The organism is Pseudarthrobacter sp. L19, assembly GCF_050859435.1.
In the GTDB taxonomy this organism is placed as follows: Bacteria; Actinomycetota; Actinomycetes; order Actinomycetales; family Micrococcaceae; genus Arthrobacter.
Genome location: NZ_CP193935.1, coordinates 3,223,378 through 3,249,498, shown reverse-complemented (window position 1 = coordinate 3,249,498; position 26,121 = coordinate 3,223,378). Strand labels below are relative to the sequence as shown.

The 26,121-nt window shown below is 65.6% G+C and carries 25 protein-coding genes, 3 pseudogenes, 1 riboswitch and 1 other annotated feature; of the genes and pseudogenes, 19 read left to right on the top strand and 9 right to left on the bottom strand.

Annotated elements, in window-relative coordinates:
- Positions 1-57: 57 nt before the first annotated feature.
- Positions 58-1,560, bottom strand: a complete 1,503-nt coding sequence (locus tag ACRQ5B_RS15555) for an HNH endonuclease (protein ID WP_412882773.1) — start codon at positions 1,558-1,560, stop codon at positions 58-60.
- Positions 1,561-1,705: 145 nt separating this feature from the next.
- On the opposite strand from ACRQ5B_RS15555, the gene def reads away from it, so the two are divergent.
- From def to ACRQ5B_RS15480, 15 genes and pseudogenes are all read left to right on the top strand, one after another.
- On the top strand, positions 1,706-2,281 hold the full coding sequence (def, locus tag ACRQ5B_RS15550) for a peptide deformylase (protein WP_412882774.1): 576 nt from the start codon (positions 1,706-1,708) through the stop codon (positions 2,279-2,281).
- Positions 2,278-3,198: a methionyl-tRNA formyltransferase gene (fmt, locus tag ACRQ5B_RS15545; protein WP_432395412.1), complete on the top strand. Its 921-nt coding sequence runs from the start codon at positions 2,278-2,280 to the stop codon at positions 3,196-3,198. The genes def and fmt overlap by 4 nt, the downstream gene beginning before the upstream one ends.
- Positions 3,195-4,811: an RsmB/NOP family class I SAM-dependent RNA methyltransferase gene (locus tag ACRQ5B_RS15540; RefSeq protein ID WP_432395409.1), complete on the top strand. Its 1,617-nt coding sequence runs from the start codon at positions 3,195-3,197 to the stop codon at positions 4,809-4,811. The genes fmt and ACRQ5B_RS15540 overlap by 4 nt, the downstream gene beginning before the upstream one ends.
- Before the next feature lie 48 nt (positions 4,812-4,859).
- A complete protein-coding gene (gene rpe, locus ACRQ5B_RS15535) occupies positions 4,860-5,516 on the top strand; it encodes a ribulose-phosphate 3-epimerase (RefSeq protein WP_412882777.1) in 657 nt (218 codons plus the stop codon).
- A gap of 90 nt (positions 5,517-5,606) precedes the next feature.
- Positions 5,607-5,757: riboswitch (FMN riboswitch) on the top strand.
- A 155-nt stretch (positions 5,758-5,912) separates the two neighbouring features.
- Positions 5,913-7,055: a bifunctional diaminohydroxyphosphoribosylaminopyrimidine deaminase/5-amino-6-(5-phosphoribosylamino)uracil reductase RibD gene (ribD, locus tag ACRQ5B_RS15530; RefSeq protein WP_432395406.1), complete on the top strand. Its 1,143-nt coding sequence runs from the start codon at positions 5,913-5,915 to the stop codon at positions 7,053-7,055.
- Positions 7,055-7,693, top strand: coding sequence for a riboflavin synthase (locus ACRQ5B_RS15525; RefSeq protein WP_432395403.1), 639 nt, complete (start codon positions 7,055-7,057; stop codon positions 7,691-7,693). Before ribD ends, ACRQ5B_RS15525 begins: the two co-directional genes overlap by 1 nt.
- A gap of 89 nt (positions 7,694-7,782) precedes the next feature.
- Positions 7,783-8,384, top strand: a pseudogene (gene ribB, locus ACRQ5B_RS15520) (3,4-dihydroxy-2-butanone-4-phosphate synthase).
- Between the two features lie 22 nt (positions 8,385-8,406).
- Positions 8,407-9,114: a GTP cyclohydrolase II gene (gene ribA / locus ACRQ5B_RS15515; protein WP_432395400.1), complete on the top strand. Its 708-nt coding sequence runs from the start codon at positions 8,407-8,409 to the stop codon at positions 9,112-9,114.
- Positions 9,115-9,168: 54 nt separating this feature from the next.
- The gene (gene ribH / locus ACRQ5B_RS15510) at positions 9,169-9,651 is read left to right on the top strand and encodes a 6,7-dimethyl-8-ribityllumazine synthase (protein WP_412882782.1); all 483 of its coding nucleotides are present in this window, start codon (positions 9,169-9,171) and stop codon (positions 9,649-9,651) included.
- A gap of 81 nt (positions 9,652-9,732) precedes the next feature.
- Positions 9,733-9,996 carry a phosphoribosyl-ATP diphosphatase gene (locus ACRQ5B_RS15505; protein WP_290258065.1) on the top strand — a complete coding sequence of 88 codons (264 nt, stop codon included), beginning with the start codon at positions 9,733-9,735 and terminating at the stop codon, positions 9,994-9,996.
- 102 nt (positions 9,997-10,098) lie between these two features.
- A pseudogene (gene hisG, locus ACRQ5B_RS15500) lies at positions 10,099-10,942 on the top strand (ATP phosphoribosyltransferase).
- 43 nt (positions 10,943-10,985) lie between these two features.
- Positions 10,986-11,762: an imidazole glycerol phosphate synthase subunit HisF gene (hisF, locus tag ACRQ5B_RS15495; protein WP_432395395.1), complete on the top strand. Its 777-nt coding sequence runs from the start codon at positions 10,986-10,988 to the stop codon at positions 11,760-11,762.
- Positions 11,763-12,040: 278 nt separating this feature from the next.
- Positions 12,041-12,424, top strand: coding sequence for a YunG family protein (locus ACRQ5B_RS15490; RefSeq protein ID WP_432395392.1), 384 nt, complete (start codon positions 12,041-12,043; stop codon positions 12,422-12,424).
- Positions 12,425-12,557: 133 nt separating this feature from the next.
- Positions 12,558-13,448: a hypothetical protein gene (locus ACRQ5B_RS15485; RefSeq protein WP_432395387.1), complete on the top strand. Its 891-nt coding sequence runs from the start codon at positions 12,558-12,560 to the stop codon at positions 13,446-13,448.
- Between the two features lie 591 nt (positions 13,449-14,039).
- Positions 14,040-14,591 (top strand): hypothetical protein, encoded by a 552-nt coding sequence (locus tag ACRQ5B_RS15480; protein WP_432395390.1) that lies wholly within the window; start codon positions 14,040-14,042, stop codon positions 14,589-14,591.
- Positions 14,592-14,778: 187 nt separating this feature from the next.
- Here ACRQ5B_RS15480 and ACRQ5B_RS15475 read toward each other — a convergent pair whose 3' ends face one another.
- Positions 14,779-15,669, bottom strand: coding sequence for a hypothetical protein (locus ACRQ5B_RS15475; protein WP_432395387.1), 891 nt, complete (start codon positions 15,667-15,669; stop codon positions 14,779-14,781).
- A 170-nt stretch (positions 15,670-15,839) separates the two neighbouring features.
- Here ACRQ5B_RS15475 and ACRQ5B_RS15470 point away from each other — a divergent pair, with 170 nt between their 5' ends.
- Positions 15,840-16,712 (top strand): GNAT family N-acetyltransferase, encoded by an 873-nt coding sequence (locus tag ACRQ5B_RS15470; protein WP_432395384.1) that lies wholly within the window; start codon positions 15,840-15,842, stop codon positions 16,710-16,712.
- 276 nt (positions 16,713-16,988) lie between these two features.
- Here ACRQ5B_RS15470 and ACRQ5B_RS15465 read toward each other — a convergent pair.
- Positions 16,989-18,253 (bottom strand): IS3 family transposase gene (locus tag ACRQ5B_RS15465; protein WP_432395381.1). Its coding sequence is split into 2 segments (ribosomal slippage): positions 16,989-17,980 and positions 17,980-18,253, totalling 1,266 coding nucleotides; the frame shifts between segments, so codons are not numbered across the junction.
- Positions 17,850-17,984 (bottom strand) — a sequence feature (AL1L pseudoknot). It overlaps the preceding gene by 135 nt.
- Before the next feature lie 402 nt (positions 18,254-18,655).
- Positions 18,656-19,009, bottom strand: a complete 354-nt coding sequence (locus ACRQ5B_RS15460) for an immunity protein Imm33 domain-containing protein (protein WP_432395378.1) — start codon at positions 19,007-19,009, stop codon at positions 18,656-18,658.
- Between the two features lie 209 nt (positions 19,010-19,218).
- On the opposite strand from ACRQ5B_RS15460, the gene ACRQ5B_RS15455 reads away from it, so the two are divergent.
- Entirely contained in the window at positions 19,219-20,148 is a 930-nt protein-coding gene (locus tag ACRQ5B_RS15455) for a DUF695 domain-containing protein (protein WP_432395376.1), read from the top strand.
- A 98-nt stretch (positions 20,149-20,246) separates the two neighbouring features.
- On the opposite strand, the gene ACRQ5B_RS15450 is transcribed toward ACRQ5B_RS15455, so the two are convergent.
- A complete protein-coding gene (locus ACRQ5B_RS15450; protein WP_432395373.1) occupies positions 20,247-20,585 on the bottom strand; it encodes a GNAT family N-acetyltransferase in 339 nt (112 codons plus the stop codon).
- A gap of 1,288 nt (positions 20,586-21,873) precedes the next feature.
- Between ACRQ5B_RS15450 and arsD the strand changes: the two genes are divergently transcribed.
- Both arsD and arsA read left to right on the top strand, forming a co-directional pair.
- Entirely contained in the window at positions 21,874-22,263 is a 390-nt protein-coding gene (gene arsD, locus ACRQ5B_RS15445) for an arsenite efflux transporter metallochaperone ArsD (protein ID WP_432395370.1), read from the top strand.
- Positions 22,264-22,271: 8 nt separating this feature from the next.
- On the top strand, positions 22,272-24,035 hold the full coding sequence (arsA, locus tag ACRQ5B_RS15440; RefSeq protein WP_432395368.1) for an arsenical pump-driving ATPase: 1,764 nt from the start codon (positions 22,272-22,274) through the stop codon (positions 24,033-24,035).
- 49 nt (positions 24,036-24,084) lie between these two features.
- On the opposite strand, the gene ACRQ5B_RS15435 is transcribed toward arsA, so the two are convergent.
- The 4 genes and pseudogenes from ACRQ5B_RS15435 to ACRQ5B_RS15420 all read right to left on the bottom strand — a co-directional run bounded on the left by ACRQ5B_RS15435 (position 24,085) and on the right by ACRQ5B_RS15420 (position 26,109).
- Complete coding sequence (locus tag ACRQ5B_RS15435; protein ID WP_432395365.1) at positions 24,085-24,318, bottom strand: hypothetical protein; 234 nt, start codon at positions 24,316-24,318, stop codon at positions 24,085-24,087.
- A 77-nt stretch (positions 24,319-24,395) separates the two neighbouring features.
- Complete coding sequence (locus tag ACRQ5B_RS15430; protein ID WP_432395363.1) at positions 24,396-24,920, bottom strand: GNAT family N-acetyltransferase; 525 nt, start codon at positions 24,918-24,920, stop codon at positions 24,396-24,398.
- A pseudogene (locus tag ACRQ5B_RS15425) lies at positions 24,917-25,266 on the bottom strand (ArsR/SmtB family transcription factor). The gene ACRQ5B_RS15430 and the pseudogene ACRQ5B_RS15425 overlap by 4 nt, the downstream one beginning before the upstream one ends.
- A gap of 102 nt (positions 25,267-25,368) precedes the next feature.
- The gene (locus tag ACRQ5B_RS15420) at positions 25,369-26,109 is read right to left on the bottom strand and encodes an aquaporin (protein ID WP_432395360.1); all 741 of its coding nucleotides are present in this window, start codon (positions 26,107-26,109) and stop codon (positions 25,369-25,371) included.
- Positions 26,110-26,121 lie beyond the last annotated feature (12 nt).

The window sequence follows — 26,121 nt, the reverse complement described above, 5'->3', positions numbered from 1 at the left end:
GGACGGAAGTATCGGGACGGAAGTAGCAGCACCGAGGTAGCGGGACGGAAGAACCGGCTAGGCAGCAACGGGACGGAAGAATCCGTTGCGGCGCGGTCTTCGGTCGGGGTCAACGTGCGGCGGCGGGATGAACCACGGCACCCCCAGGCGGACACGGAGTTCCCACTGCTCCTTATGGAGCACGTGGTGGTGATGCGAGCACAGCAGCACTCCGTTGTCCGTACTGGTGGCCCCGCCGCGTGACCAGTAGTCGATGTGGTGCGCCTCGCACCACGGTGCCGGGATGGAGCAGCCGGGGAAGGCGCACCCTTGATCCCGGGCAACCAGTGCCTTCCGGATATGCGGCGGGAACACCCGGGACGCCCTGCCGATGTCCAGGACGCGGCCCTCACCGCCGAGCACCACGGGAATGATGTCCGCGTCGCACGCGATCTTCCGCACCGTGGATGCTGTGACCGGTCCGGCGAAAAGCATCGACGCCGTGCCCTCGCTCGATTCGATCCGTTCCCGCAGGTCCCGATAGTCGATCGTCACCATCACCTGGGGCCGCAGTCCACCCGCAGCAGGCAGACCGCCGGAACCGAGGGCAAGCTTGCAGCCGCCTACCAATCCATCGAGACGTTTCTGGGCAACGGAACGCAGGTCCAGGGACACGCCGTCGTCGCTCCCGATCCGCGGGTTCGTCGCCGTGTTCATGACGGTGATGAGGTGTTCGCACTGCTCATCCGTGGCGAAAATCTCTAGGTGGTGCAGACCGTGCCTCCGCCTCCGGATGAAGGCGCCTTGCAACTGCCGGAGCAGTTCCTCCGACGGTTCGCTCCCGTCCTGGTCCACCGCGTTCAGCCACCGCTGGGCGATCCGGACAAGAAAATCGGGGTCATGCTCGACGGCGCTGCGGGTGAGCGCGTGTTCCATGCGTTCGAGCGTCCGGGCGTCGCAGACGGGTTTGGCCCTTTCCAGGGCCGCCACGGTGACGCCGGCCGACCGAGCGGAGACGTCGCCCGCTGCCACCGCGGCTCCGAGTTCCTCGCGGACCGGCGGCAGGAGTTTCCCCGTGAGGTCCTGCCGCGGCAGCACCGCCTCGGCCAGCCGCAGCCTGCTCCGCGCCTCGGCGAGAGAGATGTGCAGCCTGGCCCGGAGGAATTCCGCGGTATTCCGGAAGCCGTCGTCGGCGGCGCAAGACGCGGTGGCGCCGGCTTGCTCGTCGTCCATCAACCGCCCGGTTGCCGCCGTCGGTGCTGCAGCCGCAGTGGCTGAGACTGTGGGCGTGGCCGACTCCTGCCAGCCGGTGGTCCAGCCGGGAACGGCGCGGGCTTCGGGCGCGGCCAGCTTCCGGCTCCGGTTCACCGCCGCCGCGGCCACAAGTTGCCAGTATTCGGTAAGGCGGGAAAGCTCCTCGGCTGCATCCGCCAGATCGGCCGCGTCCTGTAGATCGAGCAGGGAGGCATCCCGAGCCCCCGCGGGACCGGCCTCCCGCATCAGGGACAGGGCCGCATACACTCCGGCGACCGACGTCGGTCCGGAATCGATCTCCGCGATGAAACCCCCGATGGCTTCCATGTATCGAGTCTCCTGCGGGGGTCTGACATTTTAGGCGGCCCATGGACATTGCGGGGGAGAAGCATCCCCCCAAAATCCTCGGCACCGAATCTGGCACTAAACTGGATGGAATCCCTGACCGCCCAGCTCGAAGGACAGATCACCCATGGCCATTTTGAACATCCGCATCATCGGGGACCCTGTGCTGCGCACAGTTGCCGATCCCGTGACGGAGTTCGGGCCCGAGCTGGAGAAGCTGGTGGCGGACATGCTCGAAACCATGGAAGACGTCGAGGGCGCCGGCCTGGCCGCCCCGCAGGTGGGCATCAGCCAGCGGGTCTTTACGTACCGGATCCGCGGCGTCGAAGGTCACATCATCAACCCCGTCCTCGAAAACAGCGAGGACTTCCAGCCCGACGAGGTGGAGGGCTGCCTCTCCATCCCCGGCCTGGGCTTCCCGGTCCGCCGCTTCCGCCACACGCGGGTCACCGGCGTCGACGTCCGCGGCAACCCGGTGGAACTCGAAGGCGAAGGCATGCTTGCCCGCGTCTTCCAGCACGAGACGGACCACCTGGACGGCATCCTCTTCACCGACCGTCTCGAGGGCGAAGACCGGAAGACCGCCCTGCGCGCCATCCGCAACGCCAACTACGACTCAATCACCGAAAAGACGACGTCGAAGCGCGCCAAGACCGTCGGCTCCAGCTTCGGAGCCGGCGCCTCCTTCGGTTCCGCCCAGTGAAGGTCCTCTTCGCCGGCACTCCCGCCGTAGCCGTCCCCTCGCTGGACGCACTGGTCGCGGCCGGGTTCGACGTCGTCGCCGTCCTGACGCGCCCCGACGCGCCGCTGGGGCGCAAGCGTGTCCTGACCCCGTCGCCGGTGGCGGCGCGGGCGGCCGAGCTCGGGATCGAGATCATCCACGCGGCCAAAGTCGACGCCGACGTGACGGCCCGGATTGCTGCGGCCGCGCCGGACGTCGCCGCGATCGTCGCCTACGGCGGCCTGATTCCGCGGGCCGCGTTGGGTGTCCCCGCCCACGGCTGGATCAATCTTCACTTCTCGCTGCTTCCGGCCTGGCGGGGTGCTGCCCCGGTTCAGCGCGCCCTGATCGCCGGTGACGACGTGACCGGCGCCGTGACCTTCCGGCTCGAGGAAGGCCTGGACACCGGACCCGTCTACGGCACCCTCACCGAGTCCGTCGGACCCGATGACACCGCGGGGGAACTGCTGGAACGCCTCTCCCACAGCGGCGCCGTACTGCTGGCCCAGACGCTTTCCGCGGTCGACGCCGGCAAGGCCGCCGCGGTCCCGCAGCAGGGGGACGTCACCCTGGCCCCGAAGCTCACCCTGGAGGACGGCCGCCTGGACTGGCAGCTTCCGGCGTTGGCGATCAGCCGCCGCTCCCGCGGCGTGACGCCCGAACCGGGGGCCTGGACCACCCTGGACGGCCAGCGGATCAAACTTGAACCCGTCCGGCTCCGGCCCCAGGCAGCGGCGCTTCCGCCGGGACACCTGGCGTTGGATGGCAAGGCCGTCCTGGTGGGAACCGGCTCACACCCGGTGGAACTGACCCGGGTACAGCCCGCAGGCAAGAAAATGATGGCCGCCGCCGACTGGGCGCGCGGGCAGGCAACACTGGAAAGCGTGGTCTTCGAATGAGCGAGTCCGGATCGAACGGAAACGGCCGCGGCCGCAGCGGAGGCGGCGCGGGCAACCAGCGCGGCCAAGGCAACTCCGGCAGCCAGCGCGGTAAGGGCGGCGCCGGGGCCGACAGCTCCCGCGCCGGCGTGCGCCGCGACGCGCAGGGCCGCGAACGAAACCGGGGACCCAAGCGCAACTTCACCGAGAACGCCCCGGCCCAGCGCACCCGTCGCGCCGACCCGGCCCGATTGGTGGCGTTCGAGGTGCTCCGCGCCGTCGCCGCCGAGGACGCCTACGCCAACCTGGTGCTCCCGGCGCGGATTCGCCACCACGGCCTGGACAAGCGCGACGCCGGTTTCGCCACGGAACTCAGCTACGGCGCCCTCCGCGGCCAGGGGACTTACGACGCCATCCTGGCCCGCTGCGTGGACCGGCCGCTGGACCAGCTGGACCCGGCGATCCTTGATGCCCTGCGGATCGGCGCACACCAGTTGCTGGCCATGCGCGTCCCGGCGCACGCCGCCCTCGACGAGACCGTCGGACTGGCCCGGGCCGTCATTGGGGCCGGCCCCTCCGGCCTGATCAACGCCGTGCTGCGCAAGGTCTCCGCCCACACCCTCGACGAGTGGCTCGAGCTCCTGCTCGCCGGCGAAGCGGACGAGACCAAGGGCGCCGCCATCCGCTATGCCCACCCGGAATGGATCGTCCGGGCTTTCCGCCAGTCCCTGGTGTCGCACGGCCGGCCGGTCTCCGAGATCAATAGCCTGCTCGAGGCGGACAACGCCGCCCCGGTGGTCAACCTGGTGGCCCTGCCCGGCCTCGGCAGCCTTGACGAGGCGCTCGAAAACGGCGCCACCCCCGGTGAGCTGGTGGAGGGCTCGGCTCTCTCCAGCGGCGGCGACCTGGGTCGGCTAGCCTCCGTCCGGGACGGCAGCACCCGCGTCCAGGACGTCGGCTCCCAGCTGGTGGCCCGCGCCCTCGCCGCGGTGGACCTCGGAGAGGCAGGCCACGGCGAAGACAGGAGCGACGACGGCGAACGCTGGCTTGACCTCTGCGCCGGACCCGGCGGCAAGGCGGCCCTCCTCGGCGCCCTCGCCCGGCAGCACGGTGCCACGCTGCTGGCCAATGAACCCGCCCCGCACCGCGCCAAGCTGGTCAGCCAGGCCCTCAGCGCCGTCCCGCGCGAGACCTGGCAGGTCCGCACCGGCGACGGCCGCGAAGTGGGAACCGAGATGACCGGACAGTTCGACCGCGTCCTCGTCGACGTGCCCTGCACCGGCCTTGGCGCCCTGCGCCGCCGCCCGGAATCACGCTGGCGCCGAACTCCCAAGGACCTCGCGGACCTGGGCCCGCTGCAGCGGGAGCTGCTCAAGTCCGCGCTCGACGCCGTTAAGCCCGGCGGCGTCGTGGCGTACGTGACCTGTTCGCCGCACCCGGCCGAGACCACCGCCGTCGTCAGCGACGCCCTGCGCAAGCGCGAGGACCTGGAACTGCTCGACGCCGGCGCCGCCCTGGACGCCGTGAGCCTCACCGGGCACCTGGAGGCCGGCCATGAGTCGACCGCCCAGCTCTGGCCGCACCTGCACCGGACGGATGCAATGTTCCTGGCGCTCATCCACAAAAAGGCCTGATCCAGCGCTCATACTGGCACCACACCGGCTCCACAGCAAAGGACTTTCATGACGCACACCTGCATCAACCCCAGCATCCTCTCGGCCGACTTTGCGAACCTGCAGACGGAGCTGGCGAAGATCCGGACCGCGGATGCGGTGCATGTGGACGTGATGGACAACCACTTCGTGCCCAACCTCTCCCTGGGCCTGCCCGTGGTGCAGCGGCTGCAGGAGATCAGCCCGATCCCGCTGGACGCCCACCTGATGATCGAGCACGCGGACCGCTGGGCACCCGCCTACGCCGACGCCGGCGTCGCCTCCGTGACCTTCCACGCCGAGGCGTCGATCGCCCCCGTGAAGCTTGCGCGCGAACTGCGGGCCAGGGGAGCGAAGGCCGGGCTGGCGCTGCGCCCGGGAAGCGGCGTCGAGCCGTTCTTCGACATGCTCGGCGAACTGGACATGATCCTGATCATGACCGTGGAGCCCGGCTTCGGCGGCCAGGAGTTCCTGGAACTGACCCTGCCCAAGATCCGCCGGGCCCGCGCGGCCATCGACGCGTCCGGCCTGGACGTGTTGCTGCAGGTCGACGGCGGCATCACCGAGGACACCATATGGCGCGCCGCCGAGGCCGGGGCGGACGTCTTCGTCGCCGGTTCCGCGGTCTACGGGGCCGACGATCCGGCCGAGGCGATCGAGCGGCTCCGCGAGGCCGGAAAGCGCTGACACCGGGCCCGGCGCCTGTTGCGTCCGGTGACGGCCGTGGGTCCGGAATACCCTGCCGTCAGTCGCGGTTGTGTCAGAATAGCTACACACATACGTGCTCCGGGGTCGGTGTAAGTCCGAACCGGCGGTGACAGTCCGCGACCCGCGAGCCGGCGCCTTCCAGCAGGAGGGCAACGGCGGACGGTTGAACCGGTGGAATTCCGGTACCGACAGTTAAAGTCTGGATGAGAGAAGCACGTACAGCTGTTCCTGCGGCGCCCCTTCGCGCCGCGGCACTGCGCTGTCGTATACCCCCGGAGCCATCGCGGTTCAGAGGAAAGGTATAGACAGACACATGAACCCCCTGCGATGGCTCTTCAACCGCACCGCGGTCCTCCGGGATCGGGCGGGCGGCCGATGAGCGTTCACCCCACCACACCTGACTTCAGCGCAGCAGAATCCGCTGCCATGGATGCCGCCCTCGCCGCGGCCGCCCTCGGCCCCCGCGGCGCAAATCCGCTGGTGGGAGCCGTCATCATCGCCCCCGACGGTTCCCCGCTGGTCACCGGCTACCACCGCGGCGCCGGCACCCCGCACGCCGAGGCCGACGCGATCGAGCAGGCGAAGCTGGCCGGGTTCGATCTCACCGGCACCACCATGGTGGTCACGCTCGAACCCTGCAACCACGTGGGCCGCACCGGCCCCTGTGCCCGGGCCATCATCGACGCCGGCATCGCCAACGTCGTGTACGCCGTGGACGACCCGCATGATCCCGCCGCCGGGGGAGCGGCCACCCTGCGCGCCGCCGGGGTCACCGTACGTTCCGGCCTGGCAGAGGAGACGTCGCTGGAGCTCAACCGGCGGTGGTTCGACGCCGTCGCCGCCCAGCGGCCGTTCGTCACCCTGCACATCGCGCAGACCCTCGACAGCAGGATCGCCGCCGCGGACGGCACCAGCCAGTGGATCTCCAGCCCCGAGTCGCTTCGGGATAACCACGCCCTGCGCGGCCGGATCGACGCGATCCTGGTGGGCACGCAGACCGTCCTGGTGGACAACCCGCGGCTGACTGCCCGCACCCCCGACGGCCGGAACGCGGACAAGCAACCGCTGCGCGCCGTGATGGGACTGCGGGGGATCCCGGAGGACGCCGCCGTGCACGGCGACGACGGCAAGGTGCTGCACCTGCCCACCCGTGAGCCGGCCGAGGCGCTGGAACAGCTATTCGACGCCGGCGTCCGGCACCTCATGGTAGAGGGCGGCTCCAGGATCCTCAGCGCGTTCCTGTCCGCCGGCCTGGTGGACGAGCTGATCCTTTACCTGGCGCCCACCCTGCTGGGCTCCGGCACGGCCGCCCTCGAGGATCTCGGCATCGGCACCCTTGCCGACGCCCAGCACTGGGACTGGGACGAGGCCACGGGCGGCTCCGTGCAGCGGCTCGGCCGCGACCTGCGGCTGCACCTGCGGCCCCGCACCGGCAACGCCGCCAGAGAAACAGCCACCCCTTCTTCATCTGAGTCCACCCCGCGCCATGCCGCGGTCACTGCCCCAGGAGGCAACTGATGTTCACCGGAATCATCGCCGAACAGGGAAAGGTGCTCTCGGTCTCCCGTGACGGGGACACCAGCGCCACCCTCCGGCTGCACGCACCCTCCAGCACCGAGGGCCTGGCCCACGGCGGCTCCATCGCCGTCAACGGCGTCTGCCTGACCGCCACGGACATCGACGGGACCGACTTCAGCGTCGACGTCATGGGCGAGACCCTGGTCCGGAGCACCATCGGCGGCCTCGCCGCAGGGGACCAGGTCAACCTGGAACGCTGCCTCCCGGCGGGCGGCCGTCTCGACGGGCACGTCGTCCAGGGCCACGTCGACGGCGTCGGACACCTCCTGGAGCGCGAGGCACTGGGCAACTGGGACCGGCTGCGCTTTGGTGTGCCCGCGCCGCTGGCCCGTTACATCGCCGAAAAGGGTTCCATCGCAGTCGACGGCGTCTCCCTCACCGTCACCGCGGTCAGCCCGGCCCCGGCGTCCGAGCCGTGGTTCGAGGTGGGGCTGATTCCCACCACGCTGGCCGAAACCGGGCTGGGTGCCAAGGAGATCGGCGCGCCGGTGAACCTGGAGGTGGACGTGCTGGCCAAGTACACCGAACGGCTCCTGGCCTTCGCCCCCGCCCGGACCACCGGGGAGGACGCATCATGAGCACGCTGCAGAACCGCCAGGACGACGCCGTTCGCGCCGCCGGCGCGGGTGCCCGGGTGCTGGACCCGGTCGAGGATGCCATCCGCGCCATGGCGGAGGGCCGTCCGGTGCTGGTGGTCGATAACGAGGACCGCGAGAACGAGGGCGACATCATCTTCGCCGCCGCGCACGCAACCCCGGCGTTGATGGGCTGGACCATTCGGCACAGCTCCGGCGTGATCTGCGTGCCGCTGGAGGACGACCGCGCGAATGCCCTGGCCCTGCCCCCGATGGTCACCATCAACGAGGACGCCAAGGGCACCGCCTACACCGTCTCCTGCGATGCCGCGATCGGTGTCAGCACCGGAATTTCCGCCACGGATCGGGCCCTTACGGCCCGGATTCTGGCCGATCCCACCAGCGAACCCAGCTCCTTGACCCGGCCCGGGCATGTTTTCCCGCTCCGCGCCGTTAAGGGGGTGTGCGGGAGAGGCCCGGCCACACCGAAGCAGCCGTCGAGCTGTGCCGGCTGGCCGGCGTCGAACCCGTTGGTGTGATCGCAGAAGTAGTGCACGACGACGGAGAGATGATGCGGCTGGACGGACTTCGCAGCTTCGCGCTGGAGCACGGCTGCCCGCTGATCTCGATCGCCGACCTGGTGGCGTACCTTGAGGCCGGGAACACCGGTAGCCACGCGGCGGCCTCCGCCTAGGACCTTGGACAGAGGAGAAACAATGACGACTTCCCCAGCGCAGCCGGCCACCCCGGCGCAGCAGCCGCACCCGGTCAGCGGCGGCCCGATCGTGCAGCTTCCCACCGCCTTCGGCGAATTCGTGGCCCAGGCCTGGACGGACCTGGAAACCGGCGCCGAGCACCTGGCGGTGAGCTCCCCGCTGCCCGCCACCGACGGCAAGGCGCCCCTGGTCCGGCTGCACTCGGAGTGCCTCACCGGCGACGTGTTCGGCTCCTACCGCTGCGACTGCGGCGAGCAGCTGGCCTACGCCCTGGAACTGATCCACGAGCACGGCGGCACCCTGCTCTACCTGCGCGGCCAGGAAGGCCGCGGCATCGGCCTCGCGAACAAGATCCGGGCCTACGCGCTGCAGGAAGCCGGCTTCGACACGGTTGAGGCCAACGAGCAGCTGGGTCTGCCCGTGGACGCCCGCTCCTACCAGGCCGCGGCCCAGATCCTGGCGGAGATGGGCCTGAACGAGGTCCGGCTGCTCAGCAACAACCCGGACAAGCAGGACCGGCTGGCCCAGGCCGGCGTGCACGTGGTCGAAATGGTGCCCACCGAGGTGCCCTCCCGCGAGCAGAACCTGCGGTACCTGCAGACCAAGAAGGACCGGATGGACCACCGCCTGGTCCTCGACATGCAGCCGGCCGCGCTGGACCCGGGAGCCGGGGCCGCCGGCGTCGAATCCGGTGTCCAGGCCGGCTAGGCCGCACGGAATCCCCACCCACTTTTCCCACAGAACCAACAGCAAGGACACCCCATGAGCGGCCACGGCGCCCCCACGATCGACCTGACCACCCAGTCCGCGGAAACCGGCAACCTCAAGGTGGCCATCGTCGCCGCCAGTTGGCACACCACCATCATGGACGGCCTGCTCGACGGCGCCCTGCGCGCAGCCAAGGACGCCGGCATCGCAGAGCCCACCGTCCTGCGCGTGCCCGGCACCTTCGAGCTGCCCGTCGCCGCCGCCCGGCTGGCACCGCACTTCGACGCCGTCGTCGCCCTCGGCGTCGTCATCCGCGGCGGCACCCCGCACTTCGAATACGTCTGCGAGGCGGCCACCATGGGCCTGACCGAGGTCAGCGTCCGCACCGGCACCCCGGTGGGCTTCGGCGTGCTGACCTGCGACACAGAGCAGCAGGGCATCGACCGGGCCGGCCTGCCCGGCTCGAACGAGGACAAGGGCCACGAGGCGTTCACCGCCGCCGTCGCCTCCGCCGTCACGCTCAAGCAGTACAGCTAGGCTGTGGAATCCCTCACATCAGGGGAGTCATCAGGAGACCCGGCAGGCGGGGCCACGCCCCGAGCAAGTAGGCTGGAGGGTGTGAAGAATTTCGAGTCGCTGTTCGCAGAACTGAGTGAGAAGGCCGCCAGCCGCCCGGCAGGCTCCCGCACCGTCGCCGAACTTGAGTCCGGCGTCCACGGCATCGGCAAGAAGGTCGTGGAGGAAGCCGCCGAAGTCTGGATGGCCGCCGAGTACGAATCCGACGAGGCCGCAGCCGAGGAGATCTCCCAGCTGCTCTACCACCTGCAGGTCCTGATGCTCGCCAAGGGACTGACCCTGGAAGACGTCTACAAGCATCTCTAGCCACGCGGTTCCGCGTCCCCGGCCCACGCCGGCGGACGCGGAGCAATCCGTGGCCCGCAGTGCCTGTTACCCCATGACGATCCACCCAGAAAGAAATCTCCCATGCTGAGAGTTGCCGTCCCGAACAAGGGATCCCTGTCCGAAGCTGCCTCCGCCATGCTCGCCGAGGCCGAGTTACCGCCAGCGCCGCGACAGCCGCGAACTGGTCATGGTCGACCCGGACAACGACATCGAATTCTTCTTCCTCCGCCCGCGCGACATCGCCGTCTACGTCGGGCAGGGAACGCTCGACGTCGGCATCACCGGCCGCGACCTGCTCCTCGACGCCGAGGTCGACGCCGAGGAGCTGCTGCCGTTGGGCTTCGCCGCCTCCACCTTCCGCTTTGCCGGCCCGGTGGGCGACTTCAGCTCCATCGACCAGCTCGAGGGCAAGCGCCTGGCAACCAGCTACGACGGACTGCTCCGCGGCTACCTGGCCGAGCGCGGCATCAATGCCAAGGTCGTCCGGCTGGACGGCGCCGTCGAATCCTCGGTCCGCCTGGGTGTGGCCGACGCGATCGCCGACGTGGTCGAGACCGGGACCACGCTCAAGGCCGCCGGCATGGAGATCTTCGGCGAACCGATCCTGAAGTCCGAGTCGGTGCTGATCGGCCGCAAGGGCGAGCAGAACCCCGCCGTCGAGATCCTCATCCGCCGTCTCCAGGGCGTGCTGGTGGCGCGCCAGTATGTGCTGATGGACTACGACATCCGCAACGAGCTCGTGGAGCAGGCCGCCGCCCTGACCCCGGGCCTGGAATCGCCCACGGTGTCGCCGCTGCGTGACTCCGACTGGGTTGCCGTGCGTTCGATGGTGCCGAAGAAGGACACCAACCGGATCATGGACGAGCTCTACGACCTGGGCGCCCGCGCCATCCTGGTCAGCAGCATCCACGCCTGCCGGATCTAAGTCAGCCAAGGCCCCGAACAGCACGTCAACAGCAGGAGCAGTCATGTCAGTAGCCGTTCGCGTCATCCCGTGCCTGGACGTCGACGCCGGCCGCGTGGTCAAGGGCATCAACTTCGAGGGCCTGCGCGACGCCGGTGACCCGGTGGAACTGGCCCACCGCTACGACAACGGCGGCGCGGACGAGCTGACCTTCCTGGACGTCACGGCCTCCTCGGGCAACCGGGAGACCACGTTCGACGTCGTCCGGCGCACCGCCGAGGAAGTCTTCATCCCGCTCACCGTCGGCGGCGGCGTCCGCGGCGTCGCCGAGGTGGACAAGCTGCTGCGCTACGGGGCGGACAAGGCCGCGATTAATACCGCCGCCGTGGCCCGGCCCGACGTGATCGACGAGATCACCCGGCACTTCGGTTCCCAGGTGCTGGTGCTCTCGGTGGATGCCCGCCGCACCCGGCCCGGGTCCAAGCCCACGGCCTCCGGCTTCGAAGTCACCACCCACGGCGGCCGCCAGGGCACCGGCATCGACGCGCTCGAGTGGGCGCGGGAAGCTGCGGACAGGGGAGTGGGGGAGATCCTGCTCAACTCGATCGACGCCGACGGCACCAAGGACGGCTTCGACCTGGAACTGATCCGGCTGGCCCGCGCCGCCGTCAAGGTTCCGCTGATCGCCTCCGGCGGCGCCGGCCGGCCGGAGCACTTCCCTCCCGCCGTGGCGGCCGGAGCCGACGCCGTCCTGGCCGCCTCGGTCTTCCACTTCGGTCCGCTGGACATGATCGCCCAGGTCAAGGCCGCAATCCGCGAGGCCGGGTTCGAGGTTCGGTAGATCGGGCCGGCGCTTTCCCGAATGACTTTGTGGTGCCGGGCGGGTTCCCCGGAATCCACTGGGCAACGCGTTGAGTCGGACTTGATCCCGGCCGCACCCCCGCCTCGCTGAGGGTGTCTCATAACTAATGTTTGGTACTCCGATTTCTCCACATGGTTTCGAGACGTAGTGTGACTTTCGGCGATAAATGGCGGCTTTTTCACGGCGCTCTTTGGCGCATGGTTCAGTCCGGAAGGGGATCCGTCACCGTTCAGTAGGTCCCTTGCTACGCTGTCGCCATGACCCATACGTTGCTCGAGCTCGAACGTGCCTTCCGTCTGTCGTGGAGTGCAGAGACGACGTGTCTCGACGCCAAGAGCCTCGCGAAGTGGCACCCCGGCAATGCGGCGCACGGCCAATGCGGACCCACAGCTCTCATCGTTCAAGACTTGCTCGGCGGTGACCTCCTCGTCGCAGACGTCAGCGGCGGCGAAGAGGACGAAGTCCACTACTGGAACCGGTTCCCCGGTGGCCTCGAAATCGACCTCACCAGAGAGCAATTCAGAAGTCACCGCATCATCGGGGAGCCCCGCGTCGTCGTCCGGCCCCCGGGAGGGCCACGAGCGTACGTCAGCGAGTACCAGCTGCTTCGCACAAGGGTGCTGGCCGCGTTGAACCTCTGATCCATTCGCTCGTCGAACGTCCGTTGAAGGATCCTTTACCGGGCGCTGTCAACGGTCGGTAGCGCCAGCTTCACTATCCCGTGGTTCCCAAGCTCCCACGAGGCAGCCCCGAGCTGACTACTAGGCTGGCGCCATGGAATCGTTGCCCAACACCGCTCCCGGCGCCTGGCTCAAACCTCTGATGGACACTGTGTGCCGTGACATGCACGTTGTGGTGCCACGGGGATTCCCCGCCTACGCCAGAATCTTCCATCCGATGACCCGGGACCGCCCAACGGACACCGGCTCCTGGCACGGACATCCCCGCGGTGGCGTCTTCCCCCTGGACGAGCAACAGGTCCGCTGGTCTAACGTCGCGACTGCTTTCGGGACCAAGATGCACCCACTAGCCCAATTCCACCGGCTCCTCGGGCAACGACCGGACCAGCAGGAAATTTTCGACAATGAGGGCTGGCGCTATTCCGAACCCCTAACCGGCAACCTCGCACCGAACATCCTCGCGGCCCTGGCTGCGCGCCTCTGCGAACATACGTCCACACCAAACAAGGGTGTGACCGCCATCTGGGAAGGATGGGGAGGCCTAACGAGTTCCCTCGGCTACGCCCAACTCACGTTCACGGACACGGAGATCCCCGGAGACATTGCTCCCGATTCTTCCTCACTCCCCACGGGACCCGGCTCGGGCCTGTTACCGGCAGAGGCGATCAACGGAGAAACACTTAGCCTTCCCGGCCGCGCCCACTACCTCTTCAACGCCGCGCCGCAGTTCTACCGCGACCGCGAGTGGGTGAACCATGTGCCCTGGCACCACTCCCCACACTTCCCGCAATCACCGAACATCCTCTGGCCAGAGGACAGAAGCTGGGTCATGGTGACCGAAATAGACTTCGACTCCACAGTGGTCGCGGGCAGCCAGGAACTCATAGCGGCGCTAGTGCAGGACCACGCCATCGAAGCGCTACCCCTAAAGGAGGGAGCAGACCTGACACGGGACGCCGACATCATCAACCGCCCCGGACAGTAGCCGAGCCTTGCACCTCACCGCACCCACAAGCGGCGCTATAGCACTCACCTCGTTTAGGGGCCCGAATGAGGATCCGCTTACGGGCTCAGATCCCCAGCTTGAGCAAGACGGACGTTAGATAAGCTGGCTCCGAACGGGCTGCCGAACAGCGCACACCTTGGGGGAAGATATGGATCACAAGACGAGACTATTGATTGCGGGCGCTGGGATTGCCGGCTTGAGTGCATTGACACAACTTCTGTTCGTCATAACGAAGCTCCCGGTCATCTTTTGGTCAGATCTTCTGGGCGGAATCGCCGCAGCCATCGTCACAGCAATTTTCCTGGTTCTTCTTCGTGGTCGCCTCCGGCGGTCGGCGTAAGGACCTCATTCGCTGACATATCTGATGGCTAGGTGTCCCGTTGAGGATCCCCTATCGAACGCGGGAGCGCCGCCCCTTAGGCCACCGGCTTACGGACCTAGGCGGACTGCCCTCTCTTCAGGATTGTGACCGTCAAGTGCTGCACGCGGCGGCCTTACCCCGGGGGAGTTTTGGCGATTCAAAAAGAGGCGTAGGGTTGCGATAAATTTTTTGGAGGGCAGACAAAGCCAATGACGAAGGCGACACTGGAACCAACACCCCGTAGCAGGTTAGAGAAGGCTTACGACTCCAATATCTTGACCTTTATACCGTCACTACTGGTCATGATGACGGTGATGAATCCCTTAATTCACGAATTGAGCTTTTGGTTGGGCCTCGCGGCCACCATCGCGATCGGGGCAACCCTCACGATAATCCTTACCCTGCCCCTGATTCCGGTCAAAAAACGGCGAGTGACAACGGATGCAGACAAAGGGATCTTCGAGTGCGCTCATAGGGAGAAGGGTTCAGCACTCAAAGGCAGATGGGCCCTAGGGTATGCAAAGGCAGAACCCGACAGACTCCTGTTCCAAGCAAAGACTGGTGTGATCGGTCCTGCAGCTGGACCGATCGAGGTCTATGCGGGGCCGACTCCTATAGGAGAACCTACAAAGGCACCTTGGGGAGTATTTCCAAAAGGAATGATTTTAGAGCTGAATACTGACAAGGGAGTGGTCGAGCTGGCGGCCACTCCTGCAAGCCTGCGTCTGCTCGGAGAACGATGTCGAGGAGAAGTCTCGTAGCAAGGGTGGTTGACCGACGAGCGAACAGTCGCAAACACCTGTCCAGAGCACCGTTGACAGTCATCGACATCACCCAGTTCCGTAGCGTGCGGACGCTCCCGAGGCCGCTAACCGATCCTCATTCGGGCCCCTAAACGAGGTGAGTGCTATAGCGCCGCTTGTGGGTGCGGTGAGGTGCAAGGCTCGGCTACTGTCCGGGGCGGTTGATGATGTCGGCGTCCCGTGTCAGGTCTGCTCCCTCCTTTAGGGGTAGCGCTTCGATGGCGTGGTCCTGCACTAGCGCCGCTATGAGTTCCTGGCTGCCCGCGACCACTGTGGAGTCGAAGTCTATTTCGGTCACCATGACCCAGCTTCTGTCCTCTGGCCAGAGGATGTTCGGTGATTGCGGGAAGTGTGGGGAGTGGTGCCAGGGCACATGGTTCACCCACTCGCGGTCGCGGTAGAACTGCGGCGCGGCGTTGAAGAGGTAGTGGGCGCGGCCGGGAAGGCTAAGTGTTTCTCCGTTGATCGCCTCTGCCGGTAACAGGCCCGAGCCGGGTCCCGTGGGGAGTGAGGAAGAATCGGGAGCAATGTCTCCGGGGATCTCCGTGTCCGTGAACGTGAGTTGGGCGTAGCCGAGGGAACTCGTTAGGCCTCCCCATCCTTCCCAGATGGCGGTCACACCCTTGTTTGGTGTGGACGTATGTTCGCAGAGGCGCGCAGCCAGGGCCGCGAGGATGTTCGGTGCGAGGTTGCCGGTTAGGGGTTCGGAATAGCGCCAGCCCTCATTGTCGAAAATTTCCTGCTGGTCCGGTCGTTGCCCGAGGAGCCGGTGGAATTGGGCTAGTGGGTGCATCTTGGTCCCGAAAGCAGTCGCGACGTTAGACCAGCGGACCTGTTGCTCGTCCAGGGGGAAGACGCCACCGCGGGGATGTCCGTGCCAGGAGCCGGTGTCCGTTGGGCGGTCCCGGGTCATCGGATGGAAGATTCTGGCGTAGGCGGGGAATCCCCGTGGCACCACAACGTGCATGTCACGGCACACAGTGTCCATCAGAGGTTTGAGCCAGGCGCCGGGAGCGGTGTTGGGCAACGATTCCATGGCGCCAGCCTAGTAGTCAGCTCGGGGCTGCCTCGTGGGAGCTTGGGAACCACGGGATAGTGAAGCTGGCGCTACCGACCGTTGACAGCGCCCGGTAAAGGATCCCTGAACGGACGCCATACAAAGGATCGGCCGCCGGGCGCTCGTTCGCGGGCGCTAGGGTAAGTCCCATGACGACGGTTGCTTCTCTGCCATCAGGCCTAAGCCTGACGGCAGCCTCCGCCGCTGATGCCGGCCATTTCTTGGGCGACGCTCCGTGGGCTCGAGCGGATGGGTGGCGCACAGGAGGATCCGCGCTCGTGGCAAAGGTACGGGATGAGCTGGCGGGAATCGTAGTCTCCGCCACGAACTCAATCCATCCGCAGAGAGACCTTGTTTTCGTGTTCGTTCCCGCGAAGTTCCGGCGCCAAGGCATCGGAACCGCGCTGGTGACCTCTATAAAGGCGCGGAGAGGCGTGCCGTTCTCAGTCAAGGCCCATCCGGGAACAGTGGCCCATTCTTTCTACAAATCACTCGGTGCCGTGCGTTACCAGTTGTGCCCGCCCGAGAGGATCGATGCCTCACATTCAGAGGTACGCCGTTGGGCACGCGAAAACCGTGGTGAAGCAGTCTACGCGGGCGATCGCTTCACACTCCCGCAGCTGACGGAGGCATGGACTGAGATGTACGCAGTCGTGCACGCGACCTGGTCACCCACCGGTCCACGGGAAACGCTCCTCGCTGAGTTCGGCCCCATGATCAAAGAAGAACTGGATCAGACCCCGAGCGCCATCCTTCTCAGGGAGGACCGGATTGTCGCGGCATGTTTTGTTTTTGGTACGGAACAGGATCCGGAAATTGAGGCGATCTGCGAGTCCATGGATCCATCTAGCGCGTCCGCGCGGGAGGACGTCGCAGCCTGCATGGCGAAAGTACTGACAGACGCGCGAAATACCCCGGTTATGTTCGACGGTCACATCACCGATCCCCACTTCTATCCGTTACTCCGGAGCATCCAGGTCGTCACAGGAAAGCCGTTGGAACTCCTCGAGATTCCGGCATAGCCGAACTCAGCCAGAGATACGGGGCGCTGCAAACTGTTGTCCGGATAGGGATCCGTGCACGTATGTAAGTGGGTCGCACTTGACCACGCTTGTGGCGTTGTGAGCGGAGAATTGGGACGTACGAGAACGCTCGCCGTAGGCTAACCTCGTGCTGCACCTCCTCATCGACACCTCGACATGTCTCGACCTTGCGCAACGTCGAGACGGACAGCGTCGGATCGTCGCTCTGCGGATACTCATCCTCCAGGGAAAGGTAAAGCTGAACCGTACCGGGTTTTAGGCCGTCTTCTTGCTGGTGGCCTCGTCGTCTGATGAGGCGTCTATTTGAGCATAGTAGTTCTGCTCGAACTCGTCGGGCGGGATCATGGACAAGGTGCTGTGAAGCCGCTTGGTGTTGTACCAGTGGACCCAGTTCATGGTCGCCTTCTCCACATCCGCCAACTGCTTTAGCGGGCCTGTCATGAAGGGACTGCCTTTGCGGACGCATTCGTTCTTGTACAGACCGATCGTGGATTCCGCGAGGGCGTTGTCGTACGCGTCGCCGACGCTGCCGACGGAAGCCGCCAAGCCTTCAAGCAGCAGTGCCTCTCCGAACCGGATCGAGGTGTACTGGGAGCCGGCGTCACTGTGATGAACCATGCCAGCAGGGACCGGCGTTCCGGCCTGATCCCGGCGCCAGAGCGCCATCTTCAAGGTGGTGAGCACCATGTCCGTGTCCTTGATCGTCGAGCCGTGCCACCCCACGATCGCCCGGGAGAAGACATCAATCGCGAAGGCCACGTACGCAAAGCCGGCCCACGTTCTGACATAAGTGAAGTCGGTGACCCACACGGCGTTCGGCCGGGCCGCGGTGAAGTCCCTGTTCAGCAGATCCGGGGCCCGCTGGGAGTCCTTCGCTGGCGCACCGGCTCTGGGTTTCCGGCCCCGGACGAGGCCGTTCATGGCTTCATCCCGCATGAGCCGGTCGACGGTACATCTGGCCACTTCGTGGCCCTCTCTGCGCAGCCAGGCTGTCATTTTCCGCCGTCCGTACAGGGACTCGGGTTTCTCTGCGGTGTCTTTCAGCGCGTTGACGATAGCAGCGTCCGTGACAGTCCGGGCAGCGGGTGCTTTGGATTTCCAGGACCGGTAAGTCCGCGGGGCGACCTGCACGCCCTGCTCACGCAGGACCTTGCAGGCCGGCTCGACCCCGTGGCCATCGGCACGCATTTCGTCGATGAATCCGGCTATTTGCGGCGGCGAGGGTCGAGCTCCCTCGCGAAGAAAATCGAGGCTTTCTTCAGGATCTCGTTGGCCTCCCGCAGTTCCCGGTTCTCACTTTCCAGCTCCCTGATCCGGGTCTGCTCGGCACTGGTGACGCCGGGACGTTCGTCGGCGTCGATCTGGGCCTGGAGAACCCACCGGCGCAGGGACTCCCTGCCGATATTGAGCTTGGGTCCGATGGCGGAGCAGGCGGCGAAAACGGAGTCGTACTCACTGAGGTGGTCCAGGACCATCCGCACGGCACGCTCACGCTGGTCCTGGGGGTATCGCTTGGGCATGATCGCCATCCTTCACAAAAAAGGAAGCGGCATCAAACCCGGTACGGTTCACTGCTGCCCTTGAAGGTGCTTAGCGCTTCCAGGAATTATGCTGTACGCCTCGCCGGTCAGCTCGCATTTTTCAGGGAGATCCAGCCCTGGCGCGGCGAATCCCACAAAATAGGCACAGAAGGTCCCCAGAAACGACGCAAGGCCCACGGCTAACCAGTGTTTCGGACTCCAACTTCGCATGACACCCATAGTCCCAGATGCAGGGATGAAAGGCCGGAGAATTAATGATGCCAAAATTCGCTAATTTGCCAGTCATTGAGTGAGCCCAGTGGGCGGCTCCCTGCCCGCAAGCCGATGCTCAACCGGGCGGTGAACGCGGGTGAAGCCTGAGCCCGCGTCATCGCCCTTTGATCAGACGTCCAGCAATGAATCGTCATACCAGACGTCTTCGTAGCCAGGTGCCAAGAGGAAGCGCCACCCCGGCGGCAAAGCGAGATAGGGAATGACTTCCGGGCACAAGCTATCCAGATGCTCGATGTGCAACGGGACAAAGAAGTCGTGCACGGTTCCTATCTCTTCGCCGCGCCAGATGAACCAGCCGCTGGTCCCTGTAGCGGCGGGATGCCTCAGGCCATTGAGTGGGAGAACATCACGTGATCGCACATTTTCGGCGACTCCTAGCTTCACTCCGTACGAGGGCGGTGCTGGGACAGCCCCGAACCTGGCGGTTAGCTGGATCTGGGCAGAAAGGATCAAATCATGCACACCAAGAATCTTCGCCTATAAAAGCAGGAATACCTGCCAGTTATTCGCTCCACCCCACCGCAAAACCCATGAAGCTACAAAACCGCAGGTTGTAAGGGATTGGCCTTCGTGGAATTCTTTACGCCATGCGCCTTTTCCGTAGGAAAGAACCGTCTGCTCCCCTGCACCCTATCTCTGCCTTTTGGGAGTGGTGGGTAAGGAAGGGCCACGTGCTCGATCCCCGGAACCAATCGCCTGCTATTGAACAGCTGAGTCAGAGGGTTGCAGCGATCCATCCGGACCTGACATGGCACTTCGGCGCCGGAAGCGAGTCCGAACACCGGCTCACTGTGTCGGCTAACGGAACAGCGGAGGTGCGGCCCTCGGCCCAGCGATGGCTCCGTGCTGCCCCGCCTGCAGATCCGACCTGGGAGTTCCGTTCGAGCCAAGAAGCAGACCCGAACGCTCTAGGCACCGTGTTGGAGATCGCCGGCAGTAAGCTCGATCTGTCGAAAACCGGGTTCCGCGTCGAAACCGCCGAGGAGGAGCTCAGGGTCCATATTGGGGTGTACCACCCGGTGTTCCGGGACCTTCCGGAGTCCACAAGACTGCAAGTGTCATTCCTCGTTCTTGACTGGCTTCTCGGCGAGGATGACGTCGAGCGCTGGCTGGGCCAGATTGAGGCACTTACAGTGCCTTCGGCGGACTCCACCAACGGCGACGGCGTCCTCCGCGCCGTCGAGTCGATCGCCGAACACCACGACCCTGATAAGTGGACACTATCCGGATGGGAAGACGCCAATGGCACTCCCGCGTTCGCGAGCTTTAGAAGATCTCTGCGCTGGATCGACCACCCGACTCTTGACGTTCACCACGGTGTCCATGCTTCGTTTGCATCCCAAGACAATGGACTTCCAGCCGACGGGGCCGCGCTCGACTCACTCCGAAGCCTCGAGGATGAGCTGGAATCGCTGCTTGGTCCTCGTGGTCTGGTCATTGGCCACGAGACCGCCTCCGGACGTCGCACCTTCCACGTCTACACCGACGGCGAGGACCAAAACGTAGCAGCCGGGCTGTCCGATTGGGTTCGAGCTCGACATCTTTCCATCGAGTCTGCCCCTGACCCGGCTTGGCGCCGCGTACGCCAGTTCACAGGCTGAGATCCGCAACGGGCCTGCCGGCGAACCTCGGGGTGGCAGCCCGAGCGCGCCCGCAGAAGGATCCCTCAACGGGCGTTTGCTGACAACGAACCGGATGTTCAGCCGGACAGGATCTTTTCGAATATGTCGTCCGTTTCAGTTGCCCACTGTTTGCGCCCGGCCTGGTCAACGTATTGGTACGTTGTCGTGGTCGTCCGCTCCGCGAATGAGAATCCCAGGCGTTGATAGAGACGGCGGGCTCCAGAATTATCGACGCCGACGCCAAGATACAGCTTGCCGAAGCCCCGCCGCGCGGCCTGGGTTTCTACCCATCCGCACAAGGCCGTACCTGCTCCGGCGCCCCGAAAGGCCTCGTGCACGAACAGATGCTTCAGCTCCGGGCGTCGTCGGAGCGGAAATCTAAGACGACAGTGCCAAGCAACTGTTGATCTCGCCACGCAGCTGCGAACACGATGTTCCCGGCTTCCTGCTCACGCAGAAAGTGGCGTGCGATACCCGAACCCGGCGGTTCGCCGGCTTCCAACGCAACCAAATCCCGGTCAGTACACCTTCGAACTTCTGGATCAATCCTCATTCAGTCCCCCACTGTACGTTTCGTCGAGCGTACCGACTCGCCAGACAAATGATGACTGAGCCCGTCCGAAAGGGGATCCCCTTACGGGCGCCCTTACCAAAGTGCGCAGCAAGGGGTTCCCAACCAGATCTGATGCTCCCGGACTCCGTCGTGCAAGAATCGCCGCATGGACGAGGACGAGCGGCACATGAGGGACGAATTGATGATCCTGGACGCTTTACTGAGTGCGATGGATCGACGTGACGAGGTCTTTCGGATAATTGAGGACTCAGAGAACGAAGACGAAGCGAGACGCAGGGTGGGCCAGCTGCTAGGGGTGGACGAGCTGGGCAGCCGGGTGGTCCTTGACCTGCAAGTTAGAAGGCTTACCCGAGATCAGCGGCAGAGGCTTGCTTCTCGGGTGGCGGAGTTGAGATCGCAGTTGCCTGCCGACCGATATCGGCGTCGAGCCCAGAGAGGGGTTTCCTACTCCTCGCCGGGCTTTACTCCGACCCAAAGTGGAGAGTCTTGGTGACCGCCACATCCTCCCGAGGTGGGTTCCCGGAAACGCGTGCTTAGCGCGCACGAGAACCCGATACACCAGCTACGGAAGCGTGCTGTTCTTCCCGGCGAAGGAACACTTCAAACGGATTTTCCAGTGCAGTCTCCGTAGCCCACCTAATGACATCTGTAACCTGCCCGGCATCCTTGACCGACCATTCATCGACCAGCTAGGCGAAACGCGGTGACGGCGGTGGAGTCCATACCGGACGCGATAGACGGGCCTCGGGTCAGCATCCCCAAGGACTATCCATCTTCCCTGCCGCGCAGAGCCCGTGTAGACCGGCCTTAGCGGCGAGGCGTGCCGTCCGGAGTAGCCCTCCATAACGGAACTTCCGAATCAATGTGTCTCATAACCTCAGTGCCTCGAAACCCTAGAGTTTCGAGACGCCTCGGAACCCCGGCTAGAGCTCCTGTGGCAACTCGCCCTTCCTCGAAAACTGTCAATCGTCAACGTCACCTCCCCCACCCTTTTGTCTATCGATGATTGTCGATATACTGAGGAAAGAGTCGAAATCACGCTGGTGACGTCCGTGCCGGATGTCCACCCGAATGAGTGGGCTCCGTGTTTCGGTATCGAATCGAACCACCCCGAGACCAAGGAGAACAACATGCCTGCTATCCGAATTTACGAATCCGCCCTCTGCTGCGACACCGGGGTCTGCGGCCCCGACGTGGACCAGTCACTGGTGGATGTGACCGCGGATGTGCGACACCTCCAGAGCCTCGGGGCAGACATTGCCCGCCACAACCTGGCCAGCGAACCTTCTGCTTTCGCGGAGGACGAAACGGTCCGTGGATTCATGCACCTGGTCGGATCCAAGGGCCTTCCGCTCACTATCGTCGACGGCGTTACGGTCGCCACCGGCACCTACCCCACCAGGGGGCAGCTGCTGACCTTCGCCGGACTGGACGAAGCCGCTGTTGAACCGCAGTCCCGTCCGGAACTTGGCCTGAGTGAAAAGTCCGGCTGCTGCGGCGGCTCAGCGAGCTGCGGCTAGGCCCCGGCGTGAAGTTTCTTGAGAGCGCGCCCCGGTTCCTGTTCTTCACCGGCAAGGGCGGTGTGGGCAAGACCTCCGTGGCGTGTGCAACAGCGCTCACCCTCGCCAAGTCCGGTAAGCAGGTGTTGCTGGTCAGCACTGACCCCGCATCCAACGTCGGGCAGGTCTTCGGTGTGACCATCGGAAACACCGTCACGCCCATCCAGGACGCGCCCGGTCTTTCAGCCTTGGAGATTGACCCGGAGCAGGCCGCCGAGGCATACCGGGAGAGGATCATCGCACCCGTCCGCGGTCTCCTGCCCGAATCTGAACTCGTCGGCATTGCCGAGAGCCTCTCGGGCTCCTGCACCACGGAGATCGCCTCGTTCGATGAGTTCACCAACCTGCTCGCCGACGACAGTTCCTACGGGGAGTATGACCACATCGTCTTCGACACGGCGCCGACCGGCCACACCATCCGGCTCCTTCAGCTGCCCGGCTCGTGGACCGATTTCCTGGCCGCCGGCAAGGGAGACCCCTCCTGCCTGGGCCCGCTGTCAGGACTGGAGAAGCACAAGCAGGTGTACGCCAAAGCAGTCCAGGCACTGACGGACCCGGCGAGGACCCGGCTTGTCCTGGTCAGCCGCGCGCAGACCTCGTCACTGAGCGAAATTGAGCGGACCTATCTCGAACTCAACCAGATCGGGATCGGTGGAGGTTACGTCGTCGTCAACGGCGTCCTCCCGCCCGCCGCCGGCGATGAGGAGCTGGCGCGGGCGCTACGGGTACGGGAGGCTGCCGCCATCGCGGCCATTCCCGGGACGGTCGCCTCTCTTCCACGAGACATACTGGATCTTAAGCCGGGCAACATGGTCGGCATTCCGGCACTCGAGTCCCTGTTCACGGCCACCTCCGGCGCCAACATCACTGATGCCGCTGCGCCGGTCTCCGAGGTTGAGGACGCTCCGCTGGCGGCCCTGGTGAATGAAGTGGAGCTCGACCGCCATGGCCTGGTGATGTGTATGGGCAAGGGCGGGGTCGGGAAGACCACCGTCGCTGCCGCCATTGCGGTTGCCCTGGCCAAACGCGGGCATGCGGTGCACCTGACCACGACGGATCCCGCAGCGCACCTCACCGAAACACTCCACGGCTCCATCCCGGGCCTGACGGTCTCCCGCATCGACCCGGAAGCGGCCATCGAGGAATATCGAAACCATGTGATGGAGACCAAGGGCCGGAATTTGGACGACGACGGGCGCGCGGCCCTCGCTGAGGACCTGTTGTCGCCCTGTACCGACGAGGTGGCTGTGTTCCGGCAGTTCTCCAAGGTGGTCCAGGAGTCCCGCCGGCACTTTGTCGTGATAGACACGGCACCGACCGGGCATACGCTGCTGCTTCTGGACGCCACCGGTTCGTACCACCGGGAGATCGCCCGTCAGGTCGGCGACACCATGGGGTTCGTTACGCCGCTGATGCGGCTTCAGGATCCGGCCCAGACCAAGGTCGTTCTCGTCACGCTGGCCGAAACGACGCCCGTGCTCGAAGCCGAAGAGCTGCAGGGTGATTTGGAAAGGGCCGGAATCCAGCCGTGGGCCTGGGTCATCAACAACTCGATCGCCGCCGCGCACCCGCAGGCGCCGTTCCTGCGGGCCCGCGCCGCGAGCGAAATCGAACAGATCACGAAGGTACACACCGTGGCGGACCGAGTCGCCCTCATTCCGCTGCTGCCCGAAGAACCCACCGGTGAAGAGAGGTTGTCGGCCCTGACGGCACTCAGCTCCCAGCCCGCCTGAGGGGGATGCAGCCGCCGCCGACGCGTGGCGGGGGCTGTGACCCGATCGGCTAGCCGTCCTGGCGCTCAGCCAGCAGGGCTTCTATGTCCCGGACAGCGGCTTCCAGTCTGGCGATCGTGTCGCGTTGGATCGACCGCAGGTACTCGGCATCCGACTCGCCGTCCTGCACCCAGTTCTCGTCGCCCGGTGAGTCCATTGCCTGGCGCGTGTTGGCGGTTGCCGTCCTGATGTTCTCCAGCATCGCGCGTAACCGGTCCTCGGTGGTGGGAGTTTCGGCATTCATGGTGTCCTCCTTGGTTGCGGTCGCGTCGTTGGCTTCCAGGGGCTACCTTCGCTGCCGCCGTGTTGGCAGCGCAAGAACTAAAGGACCCGCGTGCGCCGTTCGATCAGCACGGTGTCCTTCCATTGGCCGACAGCAGGGCCGTGGGCCATCCGGGCAATCTTCTCCCGCCGTCCCACCACCCTGAAGCCGTGGGCAAGGTGCAGCCTCATGCTCGGCTCGTTTTCCGGAAAAACGCTCGCCTGGATGGTCCAGATGCCGTCCTCTTCCGTCGAGTCGACCAACGCCTGAAGCAGGAGTGTTCCTATCCGCCGGCCGCGGGCTGCCTCGGAAACGTAGATGGAGTGTTCCACGACGCCGGAGTACACCGTGCGGCCGGAAGCGGCGGAAACAGCCGCCCAGCCGAGAACACTGTCGTCGGCCGCCTGCACAACGAGGCGGTGGCCGGTCAGCCTCGAATCATCGAATCTGCGCCAGTCCGGCGCCTCGACCTCGAACGTTGCCTGCCCCGTCGCGATTCCCTCAGCGTAGATCCGCTGGACCTCGGGCCAGTCGGATTCCCGCATCGGCCGGACGACGACGTCGGGCACCGGGCCCTGGGTCACAGGGACGCCAGGAGGCCGGCCGTCTGCTCCAGGGCGCCGGGGACCAGGGAGTAGTAGGCCCAGGTGCCGCGCTTTTCCCGATGCAGCAGGCCGGCGTCAACCAGGATCTTCAAGTGATGGGAAACGGTGGGCTGGCCCAAGTGCAGCGGCTCGGTCAGGTCGCACACGCAGGATTCGCCGGAGGCTTCGGCCTTGACGATGGAGAGCAGCCGTAGCCGGTTCGGATCAGCGAGGGCCTTAAAACCAAGGCCTTCTGCTTCGCCTCTTCAGCGCCCAGGGCCGGCGTTCCCGCCGGGGCGCAGCAGGATTTCTCCGTGGCCGGTTCGAGGGTAGAGAGCGGGTTCATGTACCCATTATGCCCCGATATTGACAGTCATCAATATAAAACCGTACCGGGCCATGTTCGGGCGCGGGCGCAGATGGTTGCTCCTTCAGCCGCTGGCTGATGCTACGAGTTGGCCGGTTCTGAGCTGTGAGGGAGGACTACCTCATCCGCGGTCTTGGCCGCGGAGGGGAACAGGACGAGGAGGAGGCCCACGCCTACGGCCGCGCCGATCAGTTGCGCTACCACAAAACCGGGAACGGAGGCCGGGGCGATGCCGGCGAAGGTGTCAGTGAAGATGCGGCCGATTGTAACGGCGGGGTTCGCGAACGACGTCGAGGACGTGAACCAGTACGCGGCGCCGATATAGGCGCCCACCGCGGGAGCTGCGAGGACGCCCCGGTTGGTGGCGGCCAGGGCGAAGATCAGCAGAACGAGCCCTGCTGTGGCGACGACCTCGCCGAGGAGATGCCCGGTGGTCGCCCGGTCCTTGCCCGAAATGGAGGTGCCCACGTCAAACATGGCGTTCGCCACGACGCTGCCGCTGATCGCACCCACTGTCTGCGCAACGATGTAGGTGCCAAGTTCCGGCAGGGTGAGTCCGGTGCCGCTGCGGCGGCCCAGAGTCCAGTCGACGAGCGAGACCACGGGGTTGAAGTGGGCGCCGCTGACCGGACCGAATACGAGGATCAGGACCGTCAGGCCCAGTACCGTAGCGGTGCTGTTCTGGAGCAACTGCAGGCCGACGTCGTTGGGGGAGAGCTGCGCGGCGGCGATCCCGGAGCCGACGACGATCATCACGAGCAAACTGGTGCCGAGCAGCTCGGCGACGGCACGGCGCCACAGCGGCGGTAGTTGAGAAGTCATGCCAACAGCTTG

Coding starts and splice junctions, on each gene's coding strand:
- ACRQ5B_RS15470 (WP_432395384.1), top strand. CDS start 15,840: ATGACGACGGTTGCTTCTCTGCCATCAGGCCTAAGCCTGACGGCAGCC.
- ACRQ5B_RS15555 (WP_412882773.1), bottom strand. CDS start 1,560: ATGGAAGCCATCGGGGGTTTCATCGCGGAGATCGATTCCGGACCGACG.
- rpe (WP_412882777.1), top strand. CDS start 4,860: ATGACGCACACCTGCATCAACCCCAGCATCCTCTCGGCCGACTTTGCG.
- ACRQ5B_RS15435 (WP_432395365.1), bottom strand. CDS start 24,318: ATGAATGCCGAAACTCCCACCACCGAGGACCGGTTACGCGCGATGCTG.
- ACRQ5B_RS15485 (WP_432395387.1), top strand. CDS start 12,558: ATGGAATCGTTGCCCAACACCGCTCCCGGCGCCTGGCTCAAACCTCTG.
- hisF (WP_432395395.1), top strand. CDS start 10,986: ATGTCAGTAGCCGTTCGCGTCATCCCGTGCCTGGACGTCGACGCCGGC.
- def (WP_412882774.1), top strand. CDS start 1,706: ATGGCCATTTTGAACATCCGCATCATCGGGGACCCTGTGCTGCGCACA.
- ACRQ5B_RS15420 (WP_432395360.1), bottom strand. CDS start 26,109: ATGACTTCTCAACTACCGCCGCTGTGGCGCCGTGCCGTCGCCGAGCTG.
- ACRQ5B_RS15525 (WP_432395403.1), top strand. CDS start 7,055: ATGTTCACCGGAATCATCGCCGAACAGGGAAAGGTGCTCTCGGTCTCC.
- ACRQ5B_RS15540 (WP_432395409.1), top strand. CDS start 3,195: ATGAGCGAGTCCGGATCGAACGGAAACGGCCGCGGCCGCAGCGGAGGC.
- ACRQ5B_RS15480 (WP_432395390.1), top strand. CDS start 14,040: ATGACGAAGGCGACACTGGAACCAACACCCCGTAGCAGGTTAGAGAAG.
- arsD (WP_432395370.1), top strand. CDS start 21,874: ATGCCTGCTATCCGAATTTACGAATCCGCCCTCTGCTGCGACACCGGG.
- ACRQ5B_RS15490 (WP_432395392.1), top strand. CDS start 12,041: ATGACCCATACGTTGCTCGAGCTCGAACGTGCCTTCCGTCTGTCGTGG.
- ribA (WP_432395400.1), top strand. CDS start 8,407: ATGACGACTTCCCCAGCGCAGCCGGCCACCCCGGCGCAGCAGCCGCAC.
- ribD (WP_432395406.1), top strand. CDS start 5,913: ATGAGCGTTCACCCCACCACACCTGACTTCAGCGCAGCAGAATCCGCT.
- ribH (WP_412882782.1), top strand. CDS start 9,169: ATGAGCGGCCACGGCGCCCCCACGATCGACCTGACCACCCAGTCCGCG.
- ACRQ5B_RS15475 (WP_432395387.1), bottom strand. CDS start 15,669: ATGGAATCGTTGCCCAACACCGCTCCCGGCGCCTGGCTCAAACCTCTG.